The sequence below is a fragment of the Roseateles sp. P5_E1 genome, from assembly GCF_054049335.1.
The window spans coordinates 1-26,723 of the sequence record NZ_JBFUMN010000036.1; the positions used below are offsets into that span (position 1 = coordinate 1).

Below are 26,723 nucleotides of genomic sequence, written 5' to 3' on the forward strand. Positions count from 1 at the left end.
GGTCAGGTCGGTCACGCCCGCCGCGATGGCGATGGCCGCGCTCAGGATCTGGATGGCGATGCCTTCAGACTCGGMCTCGCTCGTGGCCACCAGCGGCTTCAGCGCGGCAAAGGTCGGCTTGCTGGCTTCGGTGTAGAAATAGCTGAAGTTGGAATTGCTGGACACGCCTGCCGTGACGAGGTCGACCATCGCCGGCACCTGCGTGGCGGCGTCGTAGTCGGCCATCACGACGCCGGCATAAAAGGCGTGGATGTCGCCGGTGACGGCCACGACGTTCTTCACGCCCTTGCTCAGCAGTTGGCCCATCAGGTATTTGCGCTCGGCGTTGAAGCCGTCCCACTGGTCGGCATTCAGTACGAACTTGGCCTTGAAGGCTGCCGGCGCACTGGGGATCTTGTTGCCGTCCATGCCCATACGCAGCAGCGAAACCTCGTTGCCCCAGATCTTCCACAGCGCGGTGGACGCCGCCATCGTCTGCACCCACCACTGGCGCTGCGCGCCGCCCAGCATGCTGACGAGGGCCAGCGGGTCGGGCAGCGACGCGCCAGCGGCCAGCTTGGCGGCCTCGACGCCGGCGAGCGTCGCCTGCGGCACCATGTAGCGCGCGCCGATGCTGCCGACGGCCTGGCCGGTCAGCGGGCTGGGCGCGGCCTCGGGGATCAGGTGGTCGGCGCGGTACAGGCGCTGGTCGGTCATGATCAGGTGCATCAGCTTGCCGAACTTCAGGTCGCGGTAGATGCGGATGCCGGTGATGCCCTGGCCCGGGTCCAGCGTGAAGCTGATGTCGGCCGGCATGTTCTCGAACCAGGCTTGGTTGGCCGCGAGGCGGCGCGAGGTCTGGGCCGTGTTGTCGCCGACTTGCGTCGTCGCGTTGAACGTGCCGTTGTCGTAGGTCTCGCGGTCCTGCCAGCAGTCGTCGCTGAACTCGTGGTCATCCCAGACGGCCACGAAGGCGAAGCGCTCGTGCAGGTTCTGCAGGCGGCGGTCGGTGCGGTAGCGCTTGTAGAGGTAGCGGTAGTCGCCCAGCGTCGTCGCGTACTTGCCTCCGGTGGGCAGGGCTGTGCCGTTGGGCAGGGTCAGCGCGGCGTGCGCGCTCTCGACGCCACCGGCCTGGTAGTCGGCGCCGACGGCCTCGTAGATGTAGTCGCCCAGGTGGACGATGAAATCGATGTTTTCCGTGGCCAGCATGTCCATGCCGGCCCAGTGGTTCACGTTCCAGTCCTGGCAGGACACGAAGGCGAAGTTCAGCGCGCTGATATCGGTGTCAGCCGCGGGCGCCGTCTTGAAGCGGCCGATGCGCGACACGCTGCTGCCGGCAGTGAACTGGTAGTAGTAGACGGTGGCCGGCTGCAGGCCGCTGATGCGGTGGCGCAGCGTGTGGTCGTAGAACTCGTAGACCGGCACGTCGGCGGTAGCGTCGGCCGTGCCCGCCAGTGTCGAGGTCGTGCCGAGCAGGGCGGCATTGCCGGCGGCGCTGCTGATCTTCAGTGTCACGCTGTAGCTGCCGGCGCCAGTGGCGCTGGTCACGTCATCGGCCGTGCTCGGCACGACGCGGGCCCACAGCACGGCGCCGTCGGGCTTGGGGTCGCCCGAGGCCACCGATTGCGGGAACTTGAACGTGCCACTCGCGGCGGCCGTCGTCGGCAGCGGTGTGCTGCTGCCTGGGAAGGTGGCGGGCAAGGGCTCGATGGGCGCGCCCGCATCGCCACCGCCGCCGCAGCCGACGAGGCTGGACAGGGCTGTGGAGGCGGTGATCAGGGCGCCGGCTTGCGCGGCGCTGCGGCGGAGAAAACTGCGGCGATCCATGATGTGTCGCCTCCTCAGAACTTGTAGTTGAACTGGACACCGAAGATGGTGGCCTTGGAGGCGTAGTTGCCGCGTGCGGTCGAGTAGGCGCAGTTGCAGGGCTGCTCGCCGTCGCCGTCGTCGGTCGCGTTCATCGCCGCGTCCTTGAGCTTCACCTTGCCGAAGGAGAAATCGATGCTGGCGTTGTCCATCAGGGCAATGTTGGCGCCGAGGGCGAGCCAGGTGCGGTGGGCATCGGGCAGGGCCGGGCTGCGCGTCGCCGAGGGCACGGGCGACAGATCCTTGCTGTAGCCAGCCCGCAGCAGCAGCGCAGGCAGGGCCTGCCATTGGGCGCCGACCGAGACCTTGGTGCTGTCCTTCCAGTGCTCGGCGGTGGTGGAGTCGGCCGTGCTGTTCGCGAAATCGATGCGCAGCTGTTTCAGGCGGGAGTCGCGCGTGAAAGTGAAGTCGCCCATCACGGCGATGGTCGGCGTCAGCTGCTGGAAGCCGTGGAGGGACAGCGACTCGGGCGTGCGCACCGAGAGGCTGACGTCGGAGTCGTTGTGGTCCAGGGCCGAGACGCCGTTGTAGGGTTTGGCGGTGATGGCGGCCAGCACTTCGGCGGGCAGGTTGGTGGGCTGGGTCCAGTCGGCGCTGCCCTTGAGCTTGTGGCTGACGCTGCTGCGGTAGCTCAGGCCCATGCGCGTGCCGGCAGCGGGCTCCCACAGCAGGGCGAGGTTGAAGCCCAGGCCCCAGTCCTTGCCCTCGACGGCGATGGAGCCGTCATAGGCCGGGTTGCCGAAGACCGTGGCGGCCTGCTGCTGCAGTTGCAGCGCGAGGCCCGGCGCGCCAGCAGCGGCCGCTTGGTGGGCGGCGTTGAGCAGGCCGGCGGCGTAGACGGAGGCGTAGGGCACAGCGCGGCGCAGCTTGCCTTCCATGTACTGGATGTTCAGGCCGGCCGCGAGCGACAGCTCGGGCGAGGTCTTCCAGGCGACGTTGGGGTTGATCGAGATGGACTTCAGCTCGACCTTCTGCAGGTTGTAGCGGCCACCCCAGTCAGCTCGGTAGTCGAGCTTGGTGCCCCAGGGCACGAAGACGCCGAGGCCGTAGGCCAGCGTGTCGGAGGCCTTGTAGGCGGCATAGAGATGGGGCACGACCGCGGCCTTGGCAAAGCTCATCGTGTCGCCGACGGTGCCCGTCGAGCGCGGCGCCAGACCGGAGCCGGGCAGGGAGATATAGGAGCCCTGGTCGGTGAAGCGGGTCTTGGGGTCGACGTAGTCCACGACGCCGGACAAGTTCCAGCCCGTCAGGCGTGTGAGGCCGGCGGGGTTGGCGAACAGCGTGCTGGCGTCGGTGGCCTCAGCCGCGTTCGCGTTGGCGGTGCCTTCGGCGGCGGCGCTCTGGGTGCCGAAGCGGTAGCCGGCTGAATGGGCCGTCAGGGCCAGGGGCAGCAGGGCGATACCTGCCAGCAAGGGGCGCAGCGCGCGGGTTGGACGTGTAGTGCGTCGCATAGGGTTTGCCTCCGGTAATCGTACGTAACCGGCGCAGATTGTGCGCAGCCGCCGTGTCGCCATGAGGACAAACCGGTCGAGACAAACCCTGGACTTGAGAGGGCTCTCTAAATGTTGGCCGGGCGCCACCGCCCGGCCATTGCAGGGATGGACTTAGGGCAGGCGGACGAGCTTGGAACGGGCCCAGTCATCGGCGACGCGAGCGGGCGTCGAGTCGGCTGTCTGCACGCGCTGCAGCAGCTCTTCGACACGCTCGGCGATCTTGCTCACCTCGGCCATCACGGCCGTCTCTTCACCCTCACCGCGGTACTCGCGAGCCACGCTGATGATGCCGCCGGCATTCACCAGGTAATCGGGCAGGTAGCAGATGCCGTGGCGCTGCAGTGCGTCACCGTCATCGGGCGTGGCGAGCTGGTTGTTGGCCGCGCCGGCGATCAGCTTGGCACGCAGCGTCGGCACCGTCTTCTCGTTCAGGGAAGCGCCGAGCGCACAGGGCGCCAGCACGTCGACGTCGGCGGCCAGGATGTCCGCCACGCTGGCGGCGGTGGCGCCGAACTGCGCGACGGCGCGCTCGACCTTGGCGGCGTCCACGTCAGCCACGACCAGCTTGGCGCCAGCCTTGTGCAGGAACTCGGCCAGGTGCCAGCCGACAGCGCCCAGGCCCTGCAGCGCGACACGCACGCCTTCCAGCGACGAGCGACCCAGCACCAGGCGGGCGCCGGCCTGGATGGAGACGAACACGCCCCAGGCCGTCTTGGGGCTGGGGTCGCCACCGAAGGCGCCTTCGCGCGGGATGCCGCTGACAAAGGACGTTTGGGCTTGCATGCCGCGCATGTCGGCGGTGGTCGTGCCGACGTCCTCGGCGGTGATGTAGGCACCGGCCAGCGACTGCACGGCGCGGCCGAAGGCGGCGAACAGGGCAGGGCGGTCGAAGGCGCCCTCGGGCTTCAGGATGACGGCCTTGCCGCCGCCGAAAGGCAGGTCGGCCAGCGCGTTCTTCAGGCTCATGCCCTGGGACAGGCGCAGCGCGTCGTTCAGCGCGGCGGCTTCGGATTCGTAGTGCCACAGGCGGCAGCCCCCGAAGGCGGGCCCGCGGGCGGTGCTGTGCACGGCCAGGATGGCCTTGAGGCCGGTGGCCGGGTCGGTGGCGAGCAGCACGCGCTCGTGCGGGGACTGTTCGGGCAGGCCGAAGAGGGAGGTTGGGTTCATGACGCTCGGCGCTTTTGGCGCGGCAGTAGGTAGAAGAACGGCCACGCTTTTGGCGTGGCCGTTCGGGATTCTACGGACCCTGGAATCCGCCGCCTCTTAATGTGATGACGAGGGTGTCGCGCCAGCCGCGCTCGCCCGCCACAACGGGCTGGATGGGCGTGGTTTCGTGGATCACGCGGGCGTCGTCCAGCAGCAGCGTCGTCCAGGGCTGGGTCATCGTGAAGCGCTGGCCCGCCGGGCCGGCGGCGTCGAAGACGCGTGATTCGCCGCCCTTGACGCCTTGGCGGCCGACGAAGAGCACGGCGACAAGGTCCACACCGTCGCGGTGGGCGCCCTCGGGCGTCGGGCGGCCGATGCCATCGCTGGTGTCGATGCGGAAAGGGTGGGCCTCGATGAACCAGGCCTGCTCGCCCTTCAGTGCCGACGCCGTTTTCGCCAACCCCAGCAGCAGCGCCGTCCAGGCAGGTGAATTGACCATCTCCTGCGCCAGCGGTACGAACCAGCGCTGGATGCCGCCGTGCAGCGCGTTGTAGTCCAGCGGCTGCCAGTGGGCGCGGTGGGGCTGAAGAGTCAGCGTGTCGCCGTCGGCGACGAAGCAGCCGTGGCGTCGGAAGCGGTAGCGGCCGCCGTCGCGCAGGTAGCCATCGGGCGGCAGGTCGTCCCAGCAGGGCTTGAGGGTGTCGAGGTCGTCGGCAGAGGCGCCCAGCACGCCAAGCGAACTTGGCGCCAGCACGGCCTCGCCATCGCGCTTCAGCGCGTCGACCAGTTCAGCAGCGGGTGTCCACGGCGGCTCGAACATCTCAGTGCTTGTCCGCTTCGGACGTGAACGCGTCCGCGTAGAACTCTTCTGCCGGCAGGTTGCACTGCGCGACGAAGTCCCGCTGCGCCGACTCGACCACGATGGGCGCGCCGCAGGCGTAGACCTGATGGCCCGTCATGTCGGCCAAGTCTTCCATGACGGCGCGGTGGACGAACCCCGTGCGGCCTGTCCAGCCCTCGTCGGGCTCGGACAGTACCGGCACATAGGTCAGCTGCGGCCATTCCGAGGCGATCAGCGCCGCCCAGTCGTTCAGATACAGGTCGGCCTGCTTGCGCGCACCCCAGTACAGCACCATGGGCCGGCTCGACTCGATGTGGCGGGCCCGTTCGATGATGGCCTTGATGGGTGCAAAGCCGGTGCCGCTGGCCAGCAGCACGATGGGCTTGTCGCTGTCCTCGCGCAGGAAGAAGCTGCCGAATGGGCCTTCCATGCGCAGGATGTCCTTCTCCTTGAGCGCACCGAAGACGTGATCGGTGAACTTGCCGCCGGGCATGTGGCGGATGTGCAGCTCGATCTGCCCAGGCAGGCTGTGCGGCGCATTGGCCATCGAGTAGCTGCGGCGCGAGCCGTCACGCAGGATGAACTCGACGTACTGGCCGGCGCGGAACTGGAAGTTCTGGTTGGCCGCCAGCTGCATCGTCAGCACCGCCACGTCGGGCGCCGGGCGCAGTATGGCGGTGACGCGGCTGGGCAGCTTCAGCACCGGGAACTCGCCGGCGCCGGGCACCGTGCGGGCCTCGACGGTGCAGTCGGTCTGCGGCCGGGCGCAGCAGGTCAGCACATAACCGGCGGCCTCTTCCTCGGCGGTCAGCGCCTTGGGCTGGTGGTTGCCGTGGATGACGGCACCTTCAAGCAGCTTGCTCTTGCAGGAGCCGCAGGCGCCGTCCTTGCAGCCATAAGGCAGGCCTACGCCATTGCGGATGGCGGCGGCAAGCAGGGTGTCATCGCCCTCGGTCTGATAGACGCGGCCGGCGGGCTGGATGGTGATCTGATGGGACATGGCTTCCAAAAAGCAGCGGCCCCGCAGACATTTCCGGGGCCGTAGACTGCCCGCCATTTTGCCCGAGGCCGGTTTGACCCCACGACTCCTCATCATTGGCTGCGGTGACGTCGGCCTGCGCGTCCTGAAGCTGCTCGCGGGCCGCTGGCGGGTTCTTGCACTGACGTCCAGCGCAAGCCGTGCAGCGGAGCTCAGGGCCGCAGGAGCCGTCCCGCTGGTTGGCAATCTCGATGACGCGGCGACGCTGGCGCGCCTGGCTGGACTGGCCAATCTCGTGCTGCATCTCGCGCCACCGGCTCGCGACGGCGAGGCGGATCTGCGCACCCGCCATCTGCTCGCTGCCCTCGCGTGCAAGCCGCCCGCGGCGCTGGTTTACGCGAGCACGACCGGCGTCTATGGCGACTGCGGTGGCGCCTTCATCGACGAGACGCGGGCACTGAACCCGGCGACCGACCGTGCCCGCCGACGTGTCGATGCAGAGGCCCAGCTGCGCGCCTTTGGTCGCCGTCACGGCACGCGTGTCAGCCTGCTGCGCATTCCTGGCATCTATGCACGCGACCGCGAAGGGGGCCACCCCCGCGAGCGCCTGGCGCGGGGCACGCCGGTGTTGAGACGGGAGGAGGACGTCTACACCAACCACATCCATGCCGATGATCTGGCGCAGGCCTGCCTGCTGGCGCTGTTGCGCGGCCTGCCGCAGCGCGCCGTCAATGTCTGCGACGACAGCCAGCTGCTGATGGGCGACTACTTCGACCTGGCCGCCGACCTCGGTGGTCTGCCGCGGCCTGTGCGCATCACGCGCGCCGAAGCCGGCGAAYGGATGAGCGCCATGCAGCTGAGCTTCTGGAGCGAATCGCGCCGGTTGGGCAATGCGCGCCTCAAGCGCGAACTGCGACTCGCCTTGCGCTACCCGACCCCGAAAGAAGGCCTCTAGCCGCGCCGCCGCGGCGAGCGCCAGTGGCGGATCAACAGCCACGCGCCCAGCATGCCGCCCAGGTGGGCGAAGTGGGCAATGCCGCTGCTGCCGCTGAACCCCAGGATCAGTTCCAGGCCGCCGAAGATGGCGACGAAGTATTTCGCCTTCATCGGGATCGGCGGGATCAGCGGCACGATGATGCGGTTGGGGAACAGCATGCCAAAGGACAGCAGCAGGCCGAAGATCGCGCCGGAGGCCCCGACGGTGGGGGACTGGGCACCGATGACCCAGGTGAATATCAGTTGCACGATGGCGGCGCTCAGCGCGCTGGCCACCAGCATCTGCGTGTAGCGCCGCGCGCCCCAGACGCGCTCCAGCTCGCCGCCGAACATCCACAGGCCCAGCATGTTGAACAGCAGATGTTCGAAGCTGCCATGCAGGAAGGCATAGCTCAGCAGCTGCCAGGGCATGAAGAAGCCCGAGTTCAGCGGCCACAGCTGGAACCAATAGGCCAATCCCGGGAAGAGGTAGAAAAAGCAGAAGGCACCGACACAGGCCAGGATGAAGGCCTTGGTGACTGAAGGCAGTGGGGGCATGGATCGCGCGGCTTGCGCCCCGGGAGGGCGCCTGCACCGGGAGGGCCGGTGCTTGTCGTTTTGAGTATGCCAGCACAAGCCGGCTGCTGTTTCGCCTGGTGCCCGGGGCCGGACTCGAACCGGCACACCTTGCGGCGGGGGATTTTGAGTCCCCTGCGTCTACCGATTTCGCCACCCGGGCCCGTCGGAAACAGCATCGCGCTTGCTGCGCGAGGGGCGGATTATGCACTCGACAAGGCTCGGTTTTTGTCCCGCTGCCACAATCGCCGCCCATGAGCTACCCGACCCTCGAAGATGTCATCGGCGCCACGCCTCTCGTGCGCCTTCAGCGGCTGCTCGGCGACGATGCGCGCGGCAACGTGATCCTGGCCAAGCTGGAGGGCAACAACCCGGCCGGTTCCGTGAAGGACCGGCCCGCCATCAGCATGATCAAGCGCGCCGAGGAGCGCGGCGAGATCAAGCCGGGCGATACCCTGATCGAGGCGACTTCCGGCAACACCGGCATCGCGCTGGCCATGGCCGCGGCCATCCGCGGCTACCGCATGGTGCTGATCATGCCGGAGGACCTGTCCATCGAGCGCGCCCAGACGATGAAGGCCTTCGGCGCCGAGCTCATCCTGACGCCCAAGACCGGTGGCATGGAGTACGCCCGTGACCTGGCCGAGCAGATGGCCGGCGAAGGCAAGGGCCGCGTGCTGGACCAGTTCGCCAATGCCGACAACCCGCGCGCCCATTACGAGACCACCGGCCCCGAGCTGTGGAAGGACACCGGCGGGCGCATCACCCATTTCGTCAGCGCCATGGGCACGACGGGCACCATCACCGGCGTGTCGCGCTTTCTGAAGGAAAAGAACCCCGCCGTGCGCATCGTCGGCGCCCAGCCGGCCGAAGGGTCGCGCATCCCCGGCATCCGCAAGTGGCCCGAGGCCTATATGCCCAGGATCTATGACCCGAGCGGCGTGGACGAACTGGTGCTGGTCAGCCAGAGCRACGCCGAGGACATGGCGCGCCGCCTGGCCCGTGAGGAGGGCCTGTTCGCCGGCATTTCGTCCGCTGGCGCCTGCTGGGTGGCACTGCAGATCGCGCGCCGCGTCGAGAACGCGACCATCGCCTTCATCGTCTGCGACCGCGGCGACCGTTATCTGTCGACGGGCGTGTTTCCTGCATGACGGACTACAAGTTCTGTCCCGTCTGCGCGACGCAGCTGGGTTGGATCACGCAGGCCGAGGACGGTGGCGACAAGGAACGCCTGCGCTGCCCGGCCTGTGGCTTCACGCACTGGAACAACCCGACGCCGGTGCTGGCCGCCGTCATCGAATGCACGGACCGCGACGGCCAGGTGCTGCTCGCCCGCAACGCGGCCTGGCCGGGGCGCTTCTTCGGCCTGATCACGGGCTTCATGGAGTCTGGCGAGACGCCGGAGGAGGGCATCCGTCGCGAGATCGCCGAGGAGACCTCACTGGAGGTTGATTCCCTGCGCCTGCTGGGCGTCTGGGATTTCCAGCGCATGAACCAGATCATCATTGCCTACCATGCGGCGGCGCGCGGCGAGATCCGCTTGTCGCCTGAGTTGGCGGAGTACAAGCTGATTGCACCCGAGAACGTGCGCTGTTGGCCGCAGGGCACCGGCCAGGCGCTGGCGACCTGGCTGCGCAGCAAAGGCATCGAACCCCAATGGCTCGACCTGAAGCGAGAATGAGGCCATGGACGTCCAACGCGAGATCGACACGCGGGGCCTGAACTGCCCCTTGCCCATCCTGAAAGCCAAGAAGGCCTTGGCCGAAATGCTCAGCGGCGAGTTGCTGCGCGTCGTGGCGACCGACCCGGGTTCGATGCGCGACTTCCAGGCCTTTGCGCGCCAGACCGGCAACGAACTGGTGGAACAGAACTCGTCGGGCGACGAGTTCATCCACGTGCTGCGCAGGCGCTGAGCAGGCCCTGGTCAGTTAGGGGCAGAGCTACTCGCTGCGCTCGGGCGGTCTGTCCCGCAAAGCCAATCCTGAGTCAGTTGGGGACAGAGCTACTCGCTACGCTCGGGCGGTCTGTCCCGCAAAGCTTAGAGATTCAGGCCCTGCAGGAATTCCTTGAAGCCCGGGCCGAGCTGCGGGTGGGCCAGGGCCAGTTCCACATTGGCCTGCAGGAAACCTTCCTTGCTGCCGCAGTCATAGCGCTTGCCGTCATAGCGGTAGGCAAACACCTTCTCGCGACGCAGCAGGCCGGCAATGCCGTCGGTCAGCTGGATCTCGCCGCCCACGCCGCGTGGCTGGTTGGCAATCTCGTGGAAGACGCCCGGCGTCAGGATGTAGCGGCCGGCCACGCCCAGGCGTGAGGGTGCGTCTTCGGGCGCGGGCTTCTCGACGATGCGGTTCACGTCCATCAGGTGGTCATTGACCTGGGTGCCGGCGACGATGCCATAGCGGCGGGTGTGTTCGGGCGGCACTTCCTGCACGGCGAGGATGGAGGCGCGCCAGTCGGCGAACTGCTCGACCATCTGCTTGAGGATGGGGGTCTCGCCCACCATCAGGTCGTCGGCCAGCAGCACGGCGAAGGGCTCGTTGCCCACCAGGCGCTGACCGCACAGCACGGCGTGGCCGAGGCCGAGGGCCTGGGCCTGGCGCACATAGATGCACTCCATGTCGTCGGGCTTGACCGAGCGCACCACGTCCAGCAGGTCCTGCTTGCCGGAGTTTTCCAGCGCCACCTCGAGCTCGAAGGTCATGTCGAAGTGATCTTCGATGGGGCGCTTGTGGCGGCCCGTCACGAAGATCATCTCGCGCACGCCGGCGGCATAGGCCTCTTCCACCGCGTACTGGATCAGCGGCTTGTCGACAACCGGCAGCATCTCCTTGGGTTGGGCCTTGGTGGCCGGCAGGAAGCGGGTGCCGAGGCCGGCCACCGGGAAGATGGCCTTGGTGATSGGCGATTTGGACGAAGAAGCCATGGGCATACACTGGGTTGACAGGGTCGCAACGATTGTGTCACGGGGGTTGTGACGGTCTGACCCCTGAGTCGGGCACATACAAACAATGACAGTCCTGATCCTTGAACCGTTGGAAGCCGAGGTGGTGCAATGGCTGGCCGAGCGCCACGATGCCCGCTTTGCGCCTGAACTCGTGGGTGACCCGGAGGGCCTGGTAGAGGCACTGCAGAACTCCCGTGCCCTGGTGGCGCCCCCCGAAGTGCGCATCGATGCCGAACTGCTGCGCGGCGCGCCGGGACTGCGTGCGATCGGCCGTGCCAGCGGCGGCGCGGAGAACATCGACATCGAGGCCTGCCGCAAGGCGGGCGTGGAGGTCGTGCGCTCCCAGGCTTCCACGGCCAGCGCCGAGGCGGAATTCGCTGTCGGTGCCCTGCTCAGCTTGCTCAGGCGGGTGCCCATCGAGGGCAGCGACGGCCTCAAGGTGGGGCGGGAGCTGGGCTGTTCGACGATTGGCGTGCTGGGCCTGACACCGACGGCGCAGGTGTTGACCCAGCTGCTGCATGCCTTCGGTACACGGGTCATCGGCTATGACCCCGCCCTGCATCCGAGCGACGCGACCTGGGCACGCTGGGGCATCGATTCGGTTTCCTTGAGCGAACTCGTCGAGCACAGCGACGGCCTGGTGCTGCTGCTGCCTTATTTCCCGCGCTTTCGCGGCCTCCTCGGCGACCGTCAGCTGGAGAACGTGCGCGCAGGCCAGGTCCTGGTCGGCCTGAGCCAGTCCGGCGTCGTCGACGAGGCGGCCCTGGGCCGGGCTCTGCGCAACGGCAAGCTGCGAGCCGCGTGGTTCGACAGCCTGGAACCGGGTTGGCTGGAGGCAGGGCGGCCCTTGCACGGCATCGCCACGCTGCAGGTGACGCCGCGGCTGGCGGGCACGACGCGGGAGTCGCGCGTGCGCGCCGCCTGGGCGGTGGCGCGCGGCCTGGACGAACTGCTGGGTGCCCCAGCCAAGGGCAAGAAGAAGGCCACATCCAAGGTGGCCATCGACTATTACTGAGGCGGCAGGCGCTTGAGCTGTTCGTGCAGGCGCGCCACCGTCTCCTTGAAGCCCGCCACGCGGGCACGCTCCTGCTCGACGACGGCAGCCGGCGCGCGGGCGACGAAGCCCTCATTGCCCAGCTTGGCCTCGGCCTTGACGATTTCGCCTTCCAGACGCGTGACTTCCTTGGTCAAGCGGGCGCGCTCGGCGGCCACGTCGATCTCGACCTTCAGGGCCAGCTTCGCGGCGCCATGCAGCAGCACCGGTGACGTCGCGCTCTGCTTGGCGAACTCGGCCTCGTCGGCGATCAGTTCCACGGCCRCCAGCTTGGCCAGCACCTTCAGCACGGCCGCGGCCTCGCTGAGGAAGGACAAGTCACCACCCACCAGCAGCGGCACGCGGTCGCTGGGGCTGAGGTTCATCTCGCTGCGCAGGCTGCGGGTCGTGCCGACCACTTCCTTGAGCTGGGCCATCCAGGCGTCGGCGGCCGCGTCAATGCGCTCGGGCTGGGCGACAGGGTAGGGCGCCTGGCCGATGAAGTCGGTCGCCTTGCGGCCGGCGACAGGGGCGACGGTCTGCCACAGCTCCTCGGTGATGAAAGGCGCGACGGGGTGCAGCAGGCGCAGCGTCGTCTCCAGCACGCGGATCAGCGTGCGGCGGGTGGCGCGCTGCTGGGCCTCGTCACCCGTCTGGATCTGCACCTTGGCGATTTCCAGATACCAGTCGCAGTACTCGTCCCAGACGAAGCTGTAGACGGCGTTGGCGACGTTGTCGAGGCGGTACTCGGCAAAGCCCTGGGCCACGGCCGCTTCGACGCGCTGCAGTTCGCTCGTGATCCAGCGGTCGGCCTGGCTGAAGGTGTTGTAGCCGGGCGGGCAGGCGCCTTGGTCGTGCGCGAGGCCGCAGTCCTGGCCTTCGGTGTTCATCAGCACGAAGCGGGTTGCGTTCCAGAGCTTGTTGCAGAAGTTGCGATAGCCCTCGCAGCGCTTGGTGTCGAAGTTGATGTTGCGGCCCAGGCTGGCGTACGACGCCATCGTGAAGCGCAACGCATCGGCGCCGTACGCCGGCATGCCTTCGGGGAACTCCTTCTTCACGCGGGCTGCGACCTTGGGCGCCGTCTCGGGCTTGCGCAGGCCGGTGGTGGACTTCTGGATCAGCGTGTCGAGGTCGACACCCTGGATCAGGTCCACCGGGTCCAGCACATTGCCCTCGCTCTTGCTCATCTTCTGGCCCTGCGAGTCGCGCACCAGGCCGTGGATGTAGACGTCCTTGAAGGGCACCTGGCCGGTGAAGTGCGTCGTCATCATGATCATCCGGGCGACCCAGAAGAAGATGATGTCGTAGCCAGTCACGAGCACGGAGGAGGGCAGGAAGAGTTCCTGCTCCAGCGTCTTCTGCGGCCAGCCCAGCGTCGAGAAGGGCACCAGGGCCGACGAGTACCAGGTGTCGAGCACGTCGGGGTCGCGGGTCAGCTCGCCGAGGTAGCCGGCGGCCTTGGCGCGGGCCTGGGCCTCATCCTCGCTGCGCGCGACGAACAGCTCGCCGCCCGTGCCGTACCAGGCCGGGATCTGGTGGCCCCACCACAGCTGGCGSSWGATGCACCAGTCCTGCAGATTGCCCATCCAGTGGTTGTAGGTGTTGACCCACTGCTCGGGGTAGAACTTGACCGCGCCGGTCTCGACGGCGGCAATCGCCTTGTCGGCAATGCTCTTGCCGTCGGCGCTGGGCTTGGTGACGGCGACGAACCACTGGTCGGTCAGCATCGGCTCGATGACCTGGCCGGTGCGCTCGCAGCGCGGTACCTGCAGCTTGTGCTTCTTGACTTCGACGAGCAGGCCTTGCGCCTCCAGGTCGGCGACGACGCGCTTGCGGGCGACGAAGCGGTCCAGGCCGCGGTAGGTCTCGGGGGCGTTGTCGTTGATCCTGGCCTGCAGGTCCAACACCGCGATCATGGGCAGGTTGTGACGCTGGCCCACCGCGTAGTCGTTGGTGTCATGCGCCGGCGTGACCTTGACGACGCCGGTGCCGAACTCGCGGTCCACGTAGTCGTCGGCGATGACGGGGATCTCGCGGTCCGTCAGCGGCAGCTTGACCAGCTTGCCGATCAGCGCGGCGTAGCGCTCGTCCTCTGGGTGGACCATGACGGCCACGTCACCCAGCATGGTCTCCGGTCGCGTGGTGGCCACCACGACCGAGCCCGAACCGTCTGCCAGCGGATAGCGGATATGCCACAGCGAGCMGTCTTCCTCTTCGGAGTTCACCTCCAGATCAGACACGGCGGACTGCAGCACCGGGTCCCAGCTCACCAAGCGAGTGCCGCGGTAGATCAGGCCTTCCTCGTAAAGCCGCACGAAGGTCTCGACGACGACGGTCGAGAGCTTTTCATCCATCGTGAAGTACTCATGGCCCCAGCTGACCGAGTCGCCAAGCCGGCGCATCTGGCCGGTGATGGTGTCACCGGATTGCTGTTTCCATTCCCACACGCGGGCGACGAAATTCTTGCGACCGAGTTCCTTGCGGCTGGTGCCAGCGGCCTGCAGCTGCCGCTCGACGACGATCTGCGTCGCGATGCCGGCGTGGTCGGTGCCCGGCACCCACAGCGTGTTGTCGCCCTTCATGCGGTGGTAGCGCGTCAGCGAGTCCATCACCGTCTGGTTGAAGGCATGGCCCATGTGCAGCGTGCCCGTCACATTGGGCGGCGGCAGCTGGATGCTGAACGAGGGCTTGGCCGGGTCCAGCGTCGGCTCATACAGGCCGGCGGCTTCCCACTTGGGGCCCCAATGGGCTTCCAGGGCGGCGGGTTCGAAGGACTTGGCAAGTTCGGTCATCGCGGCGTCGCCCGCTGTGAAGCTGGGGCGAAAAGAGGGCTTTTCGGGGGTCTGCGATTGTAGGGGGCCGCACTCGCGCGGCCTCCGCGCCGATCAGCGCGTCTGCAGCTTCAACTGTGACAAGGGCGCACCGCCTCCCGGCCCCGGGCGAAACAAAACGATACCCGGCGATACCGCGTCGAGATGCTCTGGCGCGGGCTAACCGCAAACATGAGCGCCATCCCAACCACGGGCCTCGAGCGCCCCACGGAGCAGCACCATGAACTTTTTTCGTCGCTGGCACGCCCACCACGAGTTCCACCACCACTTTGGCCACGGCCATCACGGCCATCATTTCGGCCGCCATGCTGATGGCTTCGCCCACCTCCTTCTCAACCGAGTCGGCGCCAAGCTGGACCTGGACGCCGAGCAGCACCGCAAGCTCGGCGCCTGGCTTGAGCAGCTCCAGCACCAGCGCGACACGATGAGGGGCCTGGCCCGCGGCCCCGAGGTGGCGGGCCTGTTAGCCGGTGAGCAATTCGCCCGCGAGCCGGCGCAGCAACTGCTGGACGCCAAGCTGGATGCGCTGCGCGCCGCCGGCCCCGGCCTTGTCACGGCCTTTGCCGACTTCTTCGACTCGCTGGACACGGAGCAGCGTCAGGTGCTGCGCTTCATGATGCGGCGCTTCGGCCGGCATGAGCGGCGAGACGCGGCGTGATGGATGTCCACTGCGGCAAGCAGCCCCGCGGCCGCTTTGTGCCGCACATCGACCGCAACCGCTGCGAGGGCAAGGGCGAATGCGTCGCTGTCTGCCCCTTCAACGTGTTCACCTTGGGCAAGCTGGCACCCGAGCAGCGCCAGTCCCTGAGCCTGTTCGGCAAGCTCCGGGGCATGGCCCACGGCTGGGAGCAGGCCTTCACGCCCAATGCCGCCGCCTGCGAAGCCTGCGGCCATTGCGTCAGCACCTGTCCCGAGCGAGCCATCACCCTGGTGCGGGCCGAATAATCGCGACATGCACAGACTGCTGCTGATCGACGACGACGAGGCCCTGGCCGGGCCGCTGACGCAATACCTTGCCCGCTTCGACCTCCAGCTCGAGGCTGTCACGCGGCCCAGCATCGCGCTGACGCGGCTGGCGGCCGAGCGCTTCGACGCGTTGATCCTCGACGGCATGCTGCCCGAGATGGACGGCTTCGAGTTCTGCAAACAGCTGCGTGCCAGCAGCGAGGCCTGGCGCGACATGCCGGTGCTGATGCTGACCGCGCGCGGCGATCTGACCGACCGGGTCGTCGGGCTGGAGCTGGGCGCCGACGACTACCTGCCCAAGCCCTTCGAGCCCCGCGAACTGGCGGCACGGCTGCAGACCATCCTGCGCCGCACGCGCTTTGTATCGGCGGCTGCCCCGAGCGTGGTTCAGCCTTCCACCAAGCTGTGCTTCGAGGGCCTCGAGGTCGACACCACGCGCCGCGAGGTGCTGTGCGCGAGTGGCCTGGTCGAGCTGACCGGCACCGAATACGAGCTGCTCGTGATGCTGGCCCGCGAGCCGGGCAAGGTCTTCTCGCGCGACGACATCCTGAACCGGCTGCGTGGCCAGGAAGCCGAGCTGTTCACCCGGGCCGTCGACATCCTGGTGAGCCGCCTGCGCCGCAAGCTTGAGCCGCTGGTGGCCCTGAAGACCCTGCGCAACGCCGGCTATTGCTTCGCATTGCCAGGCAAACCATGAAACCCCACGCCTACGACCACCGCTGGCGCGAGCGCTGGGAACGCAAGCGGGCCAAGCGCGCCCGGCGCATGAACCGCGACTGGGAATACCGCTGGCGTGTGCGCCATCGTTGGCACCAGCGCTGGCATCACCAGCACAAGCGCTTCAAGCATTCGCTCGGTGCGCGGCTGATCGCCATCTTCATCCTGCTCGCCTGCATCAGCAGCACCATTCTGTGGATGTCGATGGGCAGCGCCTACGGCCTGCTTTGGGCCGTGCCGGCGCTATTCGTGGTTACGGGCCTGGCCTTCGGCATGATCCGCCACATGGTCTGGCCGTTGCATGCGCTGGCCATCGGCGCCGAGGCCTTCCGCCGCGGTGAGTTCTCGCACCGGGTGCCCGTGATCCACAGCGACGAGATCGGTGACCTGGCACTGCGTTTCAACCAGATGGCCGCCGACATCCAGGCCATGCTGGACGGCAAGCGCGCCTTGCTGCTGGCCATGAGCCACGAGCTGCGCAGCCCGCTGACGCGCGCGCGCCTGCACGCCGAGCTGGTGGGCGAGGGCGAATCGCGCGACGCGCTGCTGGGCGAGCTGGCGCAGATGCGCGATCTCATCACGGCCTTGCTGGAGAGCGAGCGGCTGGGCAGCGGGCACAGCGCGCTGCAACTGTCGGACTGTGATCTCGGCGCGCTGGCGCAGGAGCATGCCCAGCCCGGCGTGGAGTTGCATGTCGAGCCCGATCTGCCGCCGTTGAGGCTGGATCGCCTGCGTGTGCAGCTGTGCCTGCGCAATCTCGTCCAGAACGCGCTGCGCCACAACGATGTGACCCGTGGCGCCGTGCGGCTCAGCCTGGCTCGTGAAGGCGCGGGTGTGCGTCTGACCGTGCGTGACTTCGGCACCGGCGTGCCGCYGGAGTCGCTGCCCCAACTGGGCCAGCCGTTCTACCGGCCGGATGCGGCGCGCACGCGGCACGACGGCGGGGTTGGCCTGGGCCTGTGCCTGTGCCGGTTGGTGGCTGAAGCGCATGGCGGCCGGCTGGAGCTGCGCAATGCCGAGCCGGGGTTCGAGGCCTCGGTGCGCTTCAGCTAGGCACCCGGTCGAACCAGGGCTGGGTGGCTTCCAGTTCCGCGGCCAGTTGCAGCAGCAGCCCGTCTTCGCCCGGCGCTGCAACGAACTGCACGCCCAGCGGCAGGCCGTCGGCCGTCCAGTGCAGCGGCAGTGAGATCGCCGGCGTGCCCGTCAGGTTGGCGAGCTGGGTGAAGGGGACATGGCGCAGGCTGTCGGTGGCCATCTGCTGCACGACGCCATCGAGCAGGCCGGCGTGCTTGAGCAGGCCCAGCAGCCCCGAGGCGCGCAGCGCGCCCAGCACGGCAATCTGCAGCGGCGGCGGGTCGCCGGTGCCATGCAGCACCGGTGGCGAGGCCAGCGTCGGCGTCAGGTAGAGGTCGTAGCGCGCGTGCAGGGCGGCCAAGCTGCGGGCGTAGTCGTTCCAGCGCAGCAGCTCCAGCGTCAGCCGTTCGGCGCTGGTGGCGCGGCCGAGCGTGGCGATGAGACGGGTCAACGGCTCAAAGTCGGCTTCGCGGCCACCCAGGGCGACCGCGCGGCTCAGCGTGGCCGGCACCTGACCGAAGTAGATATGCAGGAAGCTGTTGGCCAGCGTGCGGCCATCGATGTCGGGGCGGGCCGGCTCGACGACATGGCCGAGGCCTTTCAGTAGCGACACGCTTCGCTCCACGGCGAGCCGGGCCTCGTCGTGCACCGGCTCGCCAATCGGCGAATCGGCGCACCAGGCGATGCGCAGCCGGCGCAGCGGTGAGCGCAGCTGATGGACAAAGGGCGTGGCCGGCGCGGGCAGGGCGACAGCGTCGCCGGGCTCCGGGCCGCTGAGGATGTCCAGCGCCAGGGCGGTGTCGCGTACGCTGCGCGAGATGACGCCTTCGCTGCAGGCGCCGAACCAGACTTCGCCAGCGCCCGGGCCGACTGAAACTCGTCCTCGCGAAGGTTTCAAACCCACCAGCCCGCAACAGGCTGCCGGGATGCGGATGGAGCCTCCACCGTCGTTGCCCGCTGCCATTGGCACGACACCCGCTGCCACCGCCGCCGCCGACCCGCCGCTGCTGCCGCCAGGCGTGCGGCGCACGTCCCAGGGGTTGCTGCTGCGGCCGAAGGCGAGCGGGTCGGTGACGCCCTTGAGGCCCAGCTCCGGCGCATTGGTCTTGCCGAAGATGACGAGGCCGGCGTCGAGCAAGCGCCGCACGACATGCGCGTGCTCGCGCGGCGGCGGCAGTGCGGCCAGCGCCCGGCTGCCCCAACTGGTCGGCACGCCGGCGTAGTCCTCGGCCACATCCTTGATGAGGCAGGGCACACCGGCCAGTGGGCCGGTGCCGACGCCACGCGCCAACTGAGTTCTGGCCTCGGCCTCCATCAGCCGGCAGACAGGGTTGAGCCGGGGTTGGACTTCGGCCAGCCTTGCGAGCGCCAGGTCGAGCAGGCTTTCTGCGCTGACCCGACCAGCCGCCACCTCAGAGGCCAGCGAGGTTGCGTCGTGGCGGCGGTAGCTTGCAAAGTCCATGGCGCTCACATGAACAAGTGCTCGCCGGCGTTTTGGCTGCGCCGGAATGCGGACCTCACGCTGCGCGCGAGGTGCTCCCCCGCGTTCCGCAGGTGATCACATGAACAAATGTTCGCCCGCATTCTCTCCGCCAAGAATGACGTAATTCACCTTGCGCAGGTCCGACAACTGCGTGCCGCCCGCATAGGAGATCGAGCTCTGCAGGTCTTCCTGCATCTCGCGCAGCGTGTCGGCGAACTTGCCCTTGACCGGCTCCAGGATGCGCTTGCCCTCGACGTGGCGGTACTCGCCCTTGTTGAAGTCGCTCGCCGAGCCGTAGTACTCCTTGTAGAGCTTGCCGTCGACCTCGACGGTCGTGCCTGGCGACTCTTCATGGCCGGCGAACAGCGAGCCGATCATGACCATGCTGGCGCCGAAGCGCACGCTCTTGGCGATGTCGCCATGGTGGCGGATGCCGCCGTCGGCCACGATGGGCTTGGTGGCTACGCGCGAGCACCATTTCAGCGCCGACAACTGCCAGCCGCCGGTGCCAAAACCCGTCTTCAGCCGCGTGATGCAGACCTTGCCCGGGCCGACRCCGACCTTGGTCGCGTCGGCACCCCAGTTCTCCAGGTCGATGACGCCTTCGGGCGTGCCAACATTGCCGGCGATGACGAAGGTCTCGGGCAGCTTTTGCTTGATGTGGCCGATCATGCGCTGCACGCTCTCGGCATGGCCGTGGGCGATGTCGATGGTCAGGTAGTCGGCGCCCACGCCCTCGGCCGCGAGCTTGTCGACCAGCTCGAAGTCGGCCGGCTTCACGCCGACGCTCAGCGACACCAGCAGGCCCTTGTCCCGCATGTCCTTGGCATAGGCCAGGCTGTCGAGGTCGAAGCGGTGCATCACGTAGAAGTAGCCCTCGCGAGCCAGCAACTCGGTGATGGGCTCGTCCACCACGGTCTTCATGTTGGCCGGCACGACCGGCAGCTTGAAGCGGTGCGGGCCGAACTGCACCGAGGTGTCGCAGTCCGAGCGGCTTTCAACGCGGCAGCGGCGCGGCAGCAGCAGGATGTTGTCGTAGTCGAAGATTTCCATGATTCAAGTTCACAGTTGCGGCGCGCGTTTGGCAGTGCGCGACCTGGGCTGCGAGCGCTTGACTTGGCTCTGCCGGCTTTGCTGCCCGCTTTTGCAGCGGGCAAAAAAAACCGGACGCCAAAATTTGGGCCCGGTGATTGATTCTACGCGGGCCTGGTTGGTATTGAAGCGAGGCCGTAGTGCACGGGCATCGCGCAGGCCAAAGCGGCCTTGATCATGGCGTCGGCGCCGGCCGAATCACCGCCGATGCGCAGCAGCAGGTCACATCGCTCCAGCAGGGCCTGGGCGTTGGGGTGGAAGTAGCGGTCCCAGACCGCATCGCCGCGCCGGCCGCCAGCGGCCGCGATGAGCGGCAGGGCGACCCACTCGCCGAGCACCGGCACGTGGCCCAGGGCTGCGACTTGCAGGGCGGCATCCTGCATGGCCTGCACGTTGGCGGCGATCGCGTCCTCCCGGTCGCCCGTGCCGCTTCGATACGGCCCGGCGATGAAGACCAGCAATGGGCCCTTGCGGGGCGGCGGCCCGAAGACATGGCGCTCGGCCCAGCGCAGCAGCATGATCGTTTTCGCATCGACGATCTCGCCGGCCTCGACCTGGCGCATGGCCGCGTCGAAGTCCAGCTCGAAGCGCGCGATGTCCTCGCCCTCCTCAACGAGGCCGCCACCCGCGCCAACCAAGTCGCCATCCTCGTACTCGGCCGCAAAGAAATGCAGCTTCTCGGTCACCGAGCCGGGGCTCATATAGGCCTCGAACAGCGGCTGCACCTCGCGCAGCTTCACGCCGGCTTCCTGCTCGGCCTCGGCGCGGATGCAGCTGAGCGGATCGGCCTCGTCCAGCAGCCCGGCCACGGCTTCGACCATCAACTGCTGCCAGCCATTGACGAACGCCGGGTAGCGGAACTGCCGTGTCAGCAGCACACGGCGGCGCGTGCGCTGGTAGAGCAGGATGGTGGCGCCATTGCCGCGGTCATAGGTCTCGCGGTCCTGGATCTGCCACTGGCCGTCGCTGCGCAGGAAGTCGAAGCGGGTCGTTTTCAGCGTGTACCAGTTGTTGGACAACAGCCTCTCCTGCTGGACGCGCACGCGTTCGGACAGGGGCAGGTCGGCAATGCGCGAATCGGTCTGGGTTTGCATGTTATTTCCTGAATTTAAAACAAATCATGCAAAATAACGCAAAACMATGCAATCCCACAGATGCTGACCGAACAACGCCACTTGGCCATCCTGGAAGAACTTCATTCCACGGGCCGCGTGCTGGCCCGCGAACTGGCCGAGCGCCTGCAGGTGTCGGAGGACACCATCCGGCGCGACCTGCGCGAGCTGTCCACGCGGGGCGCGCTGCAGCGTGTGCATGGCGGCGCGCTGCCGGTGTCACCGGCCCTGGCCAACCTGGCGCGACGCAGCGCCATTGCCGTCGACGAGAAGCAGGCGCTGGGCCGCCATGCGGCCTCGCTCATCGCCGACGGCCAGCTCGTCTTCGTCGATGGCGGCACGAGCACGCTGGCCATGGTGCAGCAACTGCCGGCCAAGCTGCGGGCGACGGTGGCCACGCACAGCCCCGTCATCGCCACGGCGTTGATCGAGCATCCCAGCGTCGAGGTGCTGATGCTCGGCGGGCGCCTGTTCAAGCATTCCGGCGTGGCCGTCGGCGCGGGTGTAGCACAGGCCATCCAGGCGTTGCGGGCGGACTGCTATTTCCTCGGCGTAACCGGTGTGGAGGCCGGCTTCGGCCTGTCCACCGGCGACGCCGAGGAGGCCCAGGTCAAGGCGCTGCTGATGGCGAGCGCTGCGGAAACGGTGCTGATGGCCAGCAGCGACAAGCTCGGCAAGGTCTCGCCCTACCGCATCGCGCCGCTGTCGGCCTTGTCCACGCTGATCGTCACGCCTCAGGCCGGGCCGGCCGCGCTGCAGGCTCTGCGCCTGCCGGGCCTGGAGATCCTGGTCAGTGGTGGTTGAAGATCTTGCGGTGGATGCGCCTTGTCGTCTGCCAGACGGCCAGCAGCACGAAGGGAATGGCCGCCCCCGCCGCCAGCTCGGGCTGTACTGGCAGCCAGCCCTCGGCCTTCAGCGCCTTGAAGAAGTACAGCAGCAGGCTGACGACGTAATAGGTAATGGCCGCGAGCGACAGCCCCTCGACGGTGGCCTGCATGCGCAGCTGCGTGCGCTGGCCTTCGCCGAGCTGGGCCAGCAGCTGCTGGTTCTGCGCCTCGGTGGCGATGTCGACCCGCGTGCGCAGCAGGGCGCTGGCACGTGAAATGCGTTGTGACAGGCCGGCCAGCCGCTGCGCCGTCGCATTGACCGTCGCGATGGCCGGTGAGAGCCGGCGCTGCATGAACTCGCCCAGCGACTGCCTGCCGGCCACCTTGCCCTCGTGCAACTCRGCCAGACGCTGCTCGACGATGGCCTGGTAGGCCTGGGTGGCGGCAAAACGGTACTGGTGCGAGGCGGTGGCGTGCTCGATGCGCGCGGCCGTCGAGATCAGGTCGTCCAGCAGTTCGGCCTCCGACGCGCCGCGCTTCTCCAGCCGCGCGGTGATGCTGGCCAGCGTGGCCTCCACCTCGGCCAGCGTCGAGCCGAGCGACTTGGCGGCGGGCAGGCCGCGCAGGGCCATCAGGCGGTAGGTCTCCAGCTCCAACAGGCGCTGGCAGATGCGGCCGGCGCGGGTCTCGGGCGTGCCGGGCTCAGCCAGCACGACGATGTGCTCGAAGCCGGTCGCGCGCAGGCAGAAGTCGGTGACAACCAGGGAATGGCCGCCGCCCATCGTCGACGCGACCGTTGCATGCGCGCCGAACCAGGCCTGGGCCTCGGTCAAGGCGCTGGGCGCGAAAGTCAGCTGCCGCTCGATCATGACGAGCTTGATGGCCGCAAAGGTGCGCCCCGGGATGCGCCCCAGCCAATCCGGTGCGACGCGCAGCGCCAGCGCATCCAGCGTCTGCGCGCTGGCCTCGGCGTCGGCGGGCAGGGGCTGCACGACCGAGTAGCGCGTGAACTCGGCATGGCGCTCCCACTTCAGCGAGAACTCGCCGCAGCGCAGGCGCAGAAAGTTTGCGTTCAGCGCCTCCTCGGCCAGTTCGTGCTGGCCGGGCAGCTGGCGCAGGTGGGCATGCTCCTGCGCCCGGCTGATGCCGTCGTTGAGCACGGCGATGTGGACGATGACGGCCGGCAGGCGGATGCGCGCCGGCGGCCGGGCATGCACCTCGTTGTGCAGGGCCAGGCGCAGGGCGTCGTCGGGAGGGAGCAGGCTGTCTTCGTGCATGTTTTGTCCAGGGCCCCAGGCTAGTGCCTAGAGAAGGCAGCAAACCGGATCGATAAGATTTCAGCCTTCGTACATCAGCAGCGGCGGCTTCCGTCTTCAATATGCAAGCTTCATTCCCGGCCGTGGTCATCAGCGGCACCGGCCTGTACCGCCCGCCCCATGTCATCACCAATGCCGAGCTGGTCGAGGCCTTCAACGCCTACGCCGACCTGCAGAACGCCGAGCACGCGACGGCGATCGCCGCTGGCGAGCGCTCCGCCTTGACACACTCCAGCGTCGAATTCATCGAGAAAGCCTCGGGCATCAAGCAGCGCTACGTCGTCGACAAGGCCGGCGTGCTGGACCCGACCCGCATGTACCCGCGTTTCACGCCGCGCGGCGACAACGAGATCTCGCTGATGGCCGAGATCGCCGCCGATGCTGCCCGCAAGGCGCTTGAGCAGGCCGGCAAGACCGGCGCGGATGTCGACGCCGTGCTCTGCTCCAGTGCCAATATGCAACGCGCCTACCCGGCCATGGCGGTAGAGATCCAGCAGGCGCTGGGCGCCGGCGGCTACGGCTTCGACATGAACGTGGCCTGCTCCTCGGCCACCTTCGCGCTGGAACAGGCCTTCAACGCGGTGCGTTCGGGCGCCAGCAAATGTGTGCTGGTCGTGAACCCCGAGATCACCTCGGCCCACCTGGAATGGCGCGACCGAGACTGCCACTTCATCTTCGGCGACGTCTGCACGGCCCTCATCGTCGAGCGCGCGGAAGACGCCACCGGCGCCGACCAGTGGGAAATCCTCGGCACGCAGCTCGCCACACAGTTCAGCAGCAATATCCGCAACAACTTCGGCTTCATGAACCGCGCCGAGGACCGCGACCCGAGCGACCGCGACCTGACCTTCTATCAGGAAGGCCGAAAGGTGTTCAAGGAAGTCGTGCCCATGGCCGCGGCCCATATCGAGGCCCACCTGGGCAAGCTGGGCCTGGAGCCAACGCAGATGCGCCGCTACTGGCTGCACCAGGCCAACCAGGGCATGAACCAGCTCGTCATCAAGAAGCTGGTGGGTGCGGATGCCGGCAGCGAGATCGCGCCGCTGATCCTGGACGAATACGCCAACACCGCATCGGCCGGCTCCATCATTGCCTTCCACCATCACCGGGGTGACCTGAAGGCTGGCGACGCCGGCGTCATCTGCTCCTTCGGCGCGGGCTATTCCATCGGCAGCGTGGTCGTCAAGAAGCGCTAAAACCGCAGCGAGAGGCCGATCGTCCACGCCCAGTCGGGCGTGTTGTGGTTCAGGCCGCGGAAGACGGCCGTGTCGAGCTGAGCGTCGCTTGTGAGCTGCCAGGCCAGCCCCGTGCCGGCCGTGACGGCATTGCCGCCATTGCGGGCCGACGCGATCTGCTGGCCGGCGATCTCGGCAAAGCCGTGCAGCTTCTCGCCCAGCGGGATGCCCAGGCTCGCCGACAGCAGGGCACCCGTGTAGCGCTGGTCGTTGTCGTTGCGATCGATGAAGACGCCAGCCATCGTGCCGAGCGAGTAGCCGGCCGGCAGCTCCCACTGGGCCAGAAAGTTCAGGCCGGGCCGCAAGCCATGGCCTTTGAACGGCCCGCTGCCTGTCGGTGTCTGCACTTCGAACAGCCAGCCCAGGCCAGGCTTGGCCTCATCGCCGTCCTGCATCTGCCATTTGAAGCCGACTGCCAGATCTCCTCGGCCGCTGGCGCTCGGGTTGCGCTGGCGCAGCGCGCCGTCGGTCTCCAGCCGCAACTCCAGGTCGTGGCTGACACCCAGGCGCAGCAGCGTCGGCGTCGAGCGCAGCCGTGTCGCGGCGTCGCGCTGCCAGGCGCCGCTGGTCTCGACCTGCAAGCGGCCTGCGGCCATCACATCGGGGCCGTTGGTGAAGTCGGGCCGGTCGGGGGAGATCGCGTCGTCGGCGTGTGCCGCGGCGCAAACGGCCAGGAGCAGCAGGGCAAGTCTCATGCGAGCCACTCTATCGGCTGAGCTATCGTGGCGGCCATGTCTTCCCTTTCATTTTTCTGGCACGACTACGAGACCTTCGGCCGCGTGCCACGCCGGGACCGCCCGGCCCAGTTCGCCGGCCTGCGCACCGATGCCGAGCTCAACGAGATCGGCGAGCCGCTGATGCTGTATTGCCAGCCGGCGCCTGACTATCTGCCCGACCCCGAGTCCTGTCTGCTGACCGGCATCCTGCCGCAGCACTGCCTGCAGCAGGGTGTGCCCGAGCATGAGTTCGCCGCCGCCATCGAGACGGTGCTGGCCACGCCCAACACCATTGGCGTGGGCTACAACAGCATCCGCTTCGATGACGAGGTGACGCGTCATCTGTTCTGGCGCAACCTTATCGACCCCTATGGCCGCGAATGGCAGAACGGCTGCGGCCGCTGGGACCTGCTGGACGTGGTGCGCTGTGCCTATGCGCTCCGGCCCGAAGGCTTCGAGTGGCCCAAGCACGAGGATGGCCGCCCCAGCTTCAAGCTCGAGCACCTGACCATCGCCAACGGCGTCGCGCACGAGGCGGCGCATGATGCACTGTCCGACGTGCGCGCCACCGTGGCGTTGGCGCGCAAGCTGCGCCAGGCCCAGCCCAAGCTATGGGACTTCTGCGTCAAGTTGCGCAGCAAGCAGGCGGTGTGGGACGAGATCGGCATCGGCAAGCCCTTCCTGCACATCTCCGGCATGTACGGCCCCGAGCGCGGCTGCATCGCCGTGGTCTGGCCGCTGGCGCCGCACCCGACCAACAAGAACGAGCTGATCGTCTGGGACTGCTCGGTGGACCCGGGCGAGCTGCTGACGCTGAACGCCGAAGCCATCCGCGCGCGCATGTTCATCAAGCAGGAGCTGCTGCCCGAGGGCGTCACGCGGCTGCCCATCAAGACCATCCACGTCAACAAAAGCCCCATCGTCATCAGCAACCTGAAGACGCTCAGCCCGGCGATGGCCGAGCGCTGGAACCACGACGTCGAGGTTCAGCTCGCCAGCGCCCGGTTGCTGGCCGAGAAGGGCCGGCTGCTGGACGGCCTGTGGGCCGACGTCTTCCAGCGTGAGCCCTTCGCGCCGGCCGATGTGGACGAAGACCTCTACGGCGGCTTCATCGGCAACGAGGACCGCCGGGCGTTGAACAAGGTGCGCACGATGGCGCCCGCGCAGCTCGCCGAGCGCGCGGCGCAAGGCAAGCTGGCCTTCCAGGACGGGCGGCTGGATGAGCTTGTCTTCCGCTGGCGTGCGCGCAATTTCCCGTCCAGCCTGTCGGCAGAAGAGGCGGAGCGCTGGCAGGGCCACCTGGCTGCGCGGCTGCATGAGGGCGAAGGCGGCGCGCAGACGCTGGCGGCCTTCATGGAGCGTATCGATGTTCTCGGTGAAACAGCCGACGAGCGAGGTGAGCAGATCCTGTCGGCCTTGTACGACTACGCGGAGCAGATCGCCCCCTGAGGCGGCGTCTCCTCAGTCTTGTTGAAGCGGTGAGGGCCGCCTCGGAGGCACCATGCGTGGACTTCCCGTGAGG

Annotated in this window: 24 protein-coding genes, 1 tRNA gene and 1 pseudogene; 12 read left to right on the plus strand and 14 right to left on the minus strand. The window is 67.9% G+C overall.

What is annotated here, in order from left to right:
- From ACXJKJ_RS21605 to ACXJKJ_RS21625, 5 genes are all read right to left on the minus strand, one after another.
- A partial coding sequence (locus ACXJKJ_RS21605; RefSeq protein WP_457392288.1) for an alkaline phosphatase D family protein occupies positions 1–1,806 on the minus strand: 1,806 nt, incomplete at its 3' end.
- A gap of 14 nt (positions 1,807–1,820) precedes the next feature.
- On the minus strand, positions 1,821–3,296 hold the full coding sequence (locus ACXJKJ_RS21610) for an OmpP1/FadL family transporter (RefSeq protein ID WP_457392291.1): 1,476 nt from the start codon (positions 3,294–3,296) through the stop codon (positions 1,821–1,823).
- Positions 3,297–3,449: 153 nt separating this feature from the next.
- Positions 3,450–4,505, minus strand: coding sequence for a Leu/Phe/Val dehydrogenase (locus tag ACXJKJ_RS21615; RefSeq protein ID WP_056196274.1), 1,056 nt, complete (start codon positions 4,503–4,505; stop codon positions 3,450–3,452).
- Between the two features lie 70 nt (positions 4,506–4,575).
- Complete coding sequence (locus tag ACXJKJ_RS21620) at positions 4,576–5,304, minus strand: 2OG-Fe dioxygenase family protein (protein WP_457392294.1); 729 nt, start codon at positions 5,302–5,304, stop codon at positions 4,576–4,578.
- 1 nt (position 5,305) lies between these two features.
- A complete protein-coding gene (locus ACXJKJ_RS21625) occupies positions 5,306–6,325 on the minus strand; it encodes a CDP-6-deoxy-delta-3,4-glucoseen reductase (protein WP_457392297.1) in 1,020 nt (339 codons plus the stop codon).
- On the opposite strand from ACXJKJ_RS21625, the gene ACXJKJ_RS21630 reads away from it, so the two are divergent.
- Positions 6,324–7,259 (plus strand): NAD-dependent epimerase/dehydratase family protein, encoded by a 936-nt coding sequence (locus ACXJKJ_RS21630; protein WP_457392300.1) that lies wholly within the window; start codon positions 6,324–6,326, stop codon positions 7,257–7,259. The genes ACXJKJ_RS21625 and ACXJKJ_RS21630 overlap by 2 nt on opposite strands.
- On the opposite strand, the gene ACXJKJ_RS21635 is transcribed toward ACXJKJ_RS21630, so the two are convergent.
- Positions 7,256–7,837 (minus strand): rhomboid family intramembrane serine protease, encoded by a 582-nt coding sequence (locus ACXJKJ_RS21635; RefSeq protein ID WP_457355146.1) that lies wholly within the window; start codon positions 7,835–7,837, stop codon positions 7,256–7,258. The two genes, ACXJKJ_RS21630 and ACXJKJ_RS21635, sit on opposite strands and share 4 nt — an antisense overlap.
- A gap of 96 nt (positions 7,838–7,933) precedes the next feature.
- Positions 7,934–8,018: transfer RNA gene (locus ACXJKJ_RS21640), tRNA-Leu, on the minus strand.
- A gap of 91 nt (positions 8,019–8,109) precedes the next feature.
- Here ACXJKJ_RS21640 and cysM point away from each other — a divergent pair.
- From cysM to ACXJKJ_RS21655, 3 genes are read left to right on the plus strand one after another with little or no spacing between them, the layout of a single operon-like run.
- Entirely contained in the window at positions 8,110–9,006 is an 897-nt protein-coding gene (cysM, locus tag ACXJKJ_RS21645) for a cysteine synthase CysM (protein WP_457392303.1), read from the plus strand.
- Entirely contained in the window at positions 9,003–9,536 is a 534-nt protein-coding gene (locus ACXJKJ_RS21650; protein ID WP_457355144.1) for an NUDIX domain-containing protein, read from the plus strand. The genes cysM and ACXJKJ_RS21650 overlap by 4 nt, the downstream gene beginning before the upstream one ends.
- A 4-nt stretch (positions 9,537–9,540) precedes the next feature.
- Positions 9,541–9,768: a sulfurtransferase TusA family protein gene (locus ACXJKJ_RS21655; RefSeq protein ID WP_056196293.1), complete on the plus strand. Its 228-nt coding sequence runs from the start codon at positions 9,541–9,543 to the stop codon at positions 9,766–9,768.
- 125 nt (positions 9,769–9,893) lie between these two features.
- Here the strand turns inward: ACXJKJ_RS21655 and galU are convergent, their stop codons facing one another.
- Positions 9,894–10,778, minus strand: coding sequence for a UTP--glucose-1-phosphate uridylyltransferase GalU (gene galU, locus ACXJKJ_RS21660; protein WP_457392305.1), 885 nt, complete (start codon positions 10,776–10,778; stop codon positions 9,894–9,896).
- A gap of 85 nt (positions 10,779–10,863) precedes the next feature.
- Between galU and ACXJKJ_RS21665 the strand changes: the two genes are divergently transcribed.
- On the plus strand, positions 10,864–11,814 hold the full coding sequence (locus tag ACXJKJ_RS21665; protein WP_082532597.1) for an NAD(P)-dependent oxidoreductase: 951 nt from the start codon (positions 10,864–10,866) through the stop codon (positions 11,812–11,814).
- On the opposite strand, the gene ACXJKJ_RS21670 is transcribed toward ACXJKJ_RS21665, so the two are convergent.
- Positions 11,808–14,624, minus strand: a complete 2,817-nt coding sequence (locus ACXJKJ_RS21670; protein ID WP_457392308.1) for a valine--tRNA ligase — start codon at positions 14,622–14,624, stop codon at positions 11,808–11,810. The two genes, ACXJKJ_RS21665 and ACXJKJ_RS21670, sit on opposite strands and share 7 nt — an antisense overlap.
- 259 nt (positions 14,625–14,883) lie before the next feature.
- Between ACXJKJ_RS21670 and ACXJKJ_RS21675 the strand changes: the two genes are divergently transcribed.
- Genes ACXJKJ_RS21675 through ACXJKJ_RS21690 form a run of 4 tightly spaced genes read left to right on the plus strand, consistent with a single transcriptional unit; the run spans position 14,884 to position 17,399 of the window.
- The gene (locus ACXJKJ_RS21675; protein WP_457355138.1) at positions 14,884–15,321 is read left to right on the plus strand and encodes a hypothetical protein; all 438 of its coding nucleotides are present in this window, start codon (positions 14,884–14,886) and stop codon (positions 15,319–15,321) included.
- On the plus strand, positions 15,321–15,608 hold the full coding sequence (locus tag ACXJKJ_RS21680; protein WP_056196309.1) for a 4Fe-4S binding protein: 288 nt from the start codon (positions 15,321–15,323) through the stop codon (positions 15,606–15,608). Before ACXJKJ_RS21675 ends, ACXJKJ_RS21680 begins: the two co-directional genes overlap by 1 nt.
- A gap of 7 nt (positions 15,609–15,615) precedes the next feature.
- Entirely contained in the window at positions 15,616–16,326 is a 711-nt protein-coding gene (locus tag ACXJKJ_RS21685) for a response regulator transcription factor (protein ID WP_457392310.1), read from the plus strand.
- Positions 16,323–17,399: a HAMP domain-containing sensor histidine kinase gene (locus ACXJKJ_RS21690; protein WP_457392313.1), complete on the plus strand. Its 1,077-nt coding sequence runs from the start codon at positions 16,323–16,325 to the stop codon at positions 17,397–17,399. Before ACXJKJ_RS21685 ends, ACXJKJ_RS21690 begins: the two co-directional genes overlap by 4 nt.
- On the opposite strand, the gene ACXJKJ_RS21695 is transcribed toward ACXJKJ_RS21690, so the two are convergent.
- The 3 genes and pseudogenes from ACXJKJ_RS21695 to ACXJKJ_RS21705 all read right to left on the minus strand — a co-directional run.
- The gene (locus tag ACXJKJ_RS21695; RefSeq protein WP_457392315.1) at positions 17,392–18,882 is read right to left on the minus strand and encodes an amidase; all 1,491 of its coding nucleotides are present in this window, start codon (positions 18,880–18,882) and stop codon (positions 17,392–17,394) included. The genes ACXJKJ_RS21690 and ACXJKJ_RS21695 overlap by 8 nt on opposite strands.
- Positions 18,883–18,978: 96 nt before the next feature.
- The gene (locus ACXJKJ_RS21700) at positions 18,979–19,956 is read right to left on the minus strand and encodes a GMP reductase (protein ID WP_056196320.1); all 978 of its coding nucleotides are present in this window, start codon (positions 19,954–19,956) and stop codon (positions 18,979–18,981) included.
- Positions 19,957–20,486: 530 nt separating this feature from the next.
- Positions 20,487–21,089: pseudogene (locus ACXJKJ_RS21705) on the minus strand (NUDIX domain-containing protein); the annotation flags it as partial.
- Positions 21,090–21,149: 60 nt separating this feature from the next.
- Between ACXJKJ_RS21705 and ACXJKJ_RS21710 the strand changes: the two are divergent.
- Positions 21,150–21,911 (plus strand): DeoR/GlpR family DNA-binding transcription regulator, encoded by a 762-nt coding sequence (locus ACXJKJ_RS21710; RefSeq protein WP_457392318.1) that lies wholly within the window; start codon positions 21,150–21,152, stop codon positions 21,909–21,911.
- Here the strand turns inward: ACXJKJ_RS21710 and ACXJKJ_RS21715 are convergent.
- Entirely contained in the window at positions 21,898–23,211 is a 1,314-nt protein-coding gene (locus ACXJKJ_RS21715) for a DUF3422 family protein (protein WP_056196325.1), read from the minus strand. The two genes, ACXJKJ_RS21710 and ACXJKJ_RS21715, sit on opposite strands and share 14 nt — an antisense overlap.
- A 101-nt stretch (positions 23,212–23,312) precedes the next feature.
- On the opposite strand from ACXJKJ_RS21715, the gene ACXJKJ_RS21720 reads away from it, so the two are divergent.
- Complete coding sequence (locus ACXJKJ_RS21720) at positions 23,313–24,446, plus strand: beta-ketoacyl-ACP synthase III (RefSeq protein WP_457392320.1); 1,134 nt, start codon at positions 23,313–23,315, stop codon at positions 24,444–24,446.
- On the opposite strand, the gene ACXJKJ_RS21725 is transcribed toward ACXJKJ_RS21720, so the two are convergent.
- A complete protein-coding gene (locus ACXJKJ_RS21725) occupies positions 24,443–25,180 on the minus strand; it encodes a transporter (protein ID WP_457392322.1) in 738 nt (245 codons plus the stop codon). The genes ACXJKJ_RS21720 and ACXJKJ_RS21725 overlap by 4 nt on opposite strands.
- A 36-nt stretch (positions 25,181–25,216) precedes the next feature.
- On the opposite strand from ACXJKJ_RS21725, the gene sbcB reads away from it, so the two are divergent.
- Positions 25,217–26,650, plus strand: coding sequence for an exodeoxyribonuclease I (gene sbcB / locus ACXJKJ_RS21730; RefSeq protein ID WP_056196333.1), 1,434 nt, complete (start codon positions 25,217–25,219; stop codon positions 26,648–26,650).
- Positions 26,651–26,723: the final 73 nt, after the last annotated feature.

Coding starts and splice junctions, on each gene's coding strand:
- ACXJKJ_RS21610 (WP_457392291.1), bottom strand. CDS start 3,296: ATGCGACGCACTACACGTCCAACCCGCGCGCTGCGCCCCTTGCTGGCA.
- ACXJKJ_RS21615 (WP_056196274.1), bottom strand. CDS start 4,505: ATGAACCCAACCTCCCTCTTCGGCCTGCCCGAACAGTCCCCGCACGAG.
- ACXJKJ_RS21620 (WP_457392294.1), bottom strand. CDS start 5,304: ATGTTCGAGCCGCCGTGGACACCCGCTGCTGAACTGGTCGACGCGCTG.
- ACXJKJ_RS21625 (WP_457392297.1), bottom strand. CDS start 6,325: ATGTCCCATCAGATCACCATCCAGCCCGCCGGCCGCGTCTATCAGACC.
- ACXJKJ_RS21635 (WP_457355146.1), bottom strand. CDS start 7,837: ATGCCCCCACTGCCTTCAGTCACCAAGGCCTTCATCCTGGCCTGTGTC.
- ACXJKJ_RS21650 (WP_457355144.1), top strand. CDS start 9,003: ATGACGGACTACAAGTTCTGTCCCGTCTGCGCGACGCAGCTGGGTTGG.
- ACXJKJ_RS21655 (WP_056196293.1), top strand. CDS start 9,541: ATGGACGTCCAACGCGAGATCGACACGCGGGGCCTGAACTGCCCCTTG.
- ACXJKJ_RS21665 (WP_082532597.1), top strand. CDS start 10,864: ATGACAGTCCTGATCCTTGAACCGTTGGAAGCCGAGGTGGTGCAATGG.
- ACXJKJ_RS21675 (WP_457355138.1), top strand. CDS start 14,884: ATGAACTTTTTTCGTCGCTGGCACGCCCACCACGAGTTCCACCACCAC.
- ACXJKJ_RS21680 (WP_056196309.1), top strand. CDS start 15,321: ATGGATGTCCACTGCGGCAAGCAGCCCCGCGGCCGCTTTGTGCCGCAC.
- ACXJKJ_RS21685 (WP_457392310.1), top strand. CDS start 15,616: ATGCACAGACTGCTGCTGATCGACGACGACGAGGCCCTGGCCGGGCCG.
- ACXJKJ_RS21695 (WP_457392315.1), bottom strand. CDS start 18,882: ATGGACTTTGCAAGCTACCGCCGCCACGACGCAACCTCGCTGGCCTCT.
- ACXJKJ_RS21710 (WP_457392318.1), top strand. CDS start 21,150: ATGCTGACCGAACAACGCCACTTGGCCATCCTGGAAGAACTTCATTCC.
- ACXJKJ_RS21720 (WP_457392320.1), top strand. CDS start 23,313: ATGCAAGCTTCATTCCCGGCCGTGGTCATCAGCGGCACCGGCCTGTAC.
- ACXJKJ_RS21725 (WP_457392322.1), bottom strand. CDS start 25,180: ATGAGACTTGCCCTGCTGCTCCTGGCCGTTTGCGCCGCGGCACACGCC.
- sbcB (WP_056196333.1), top strand. CDS start 25,217: ATGTCTTCCCTTTCATTTTTCTGGCACGACTACGAGACCTTCGGCCGC.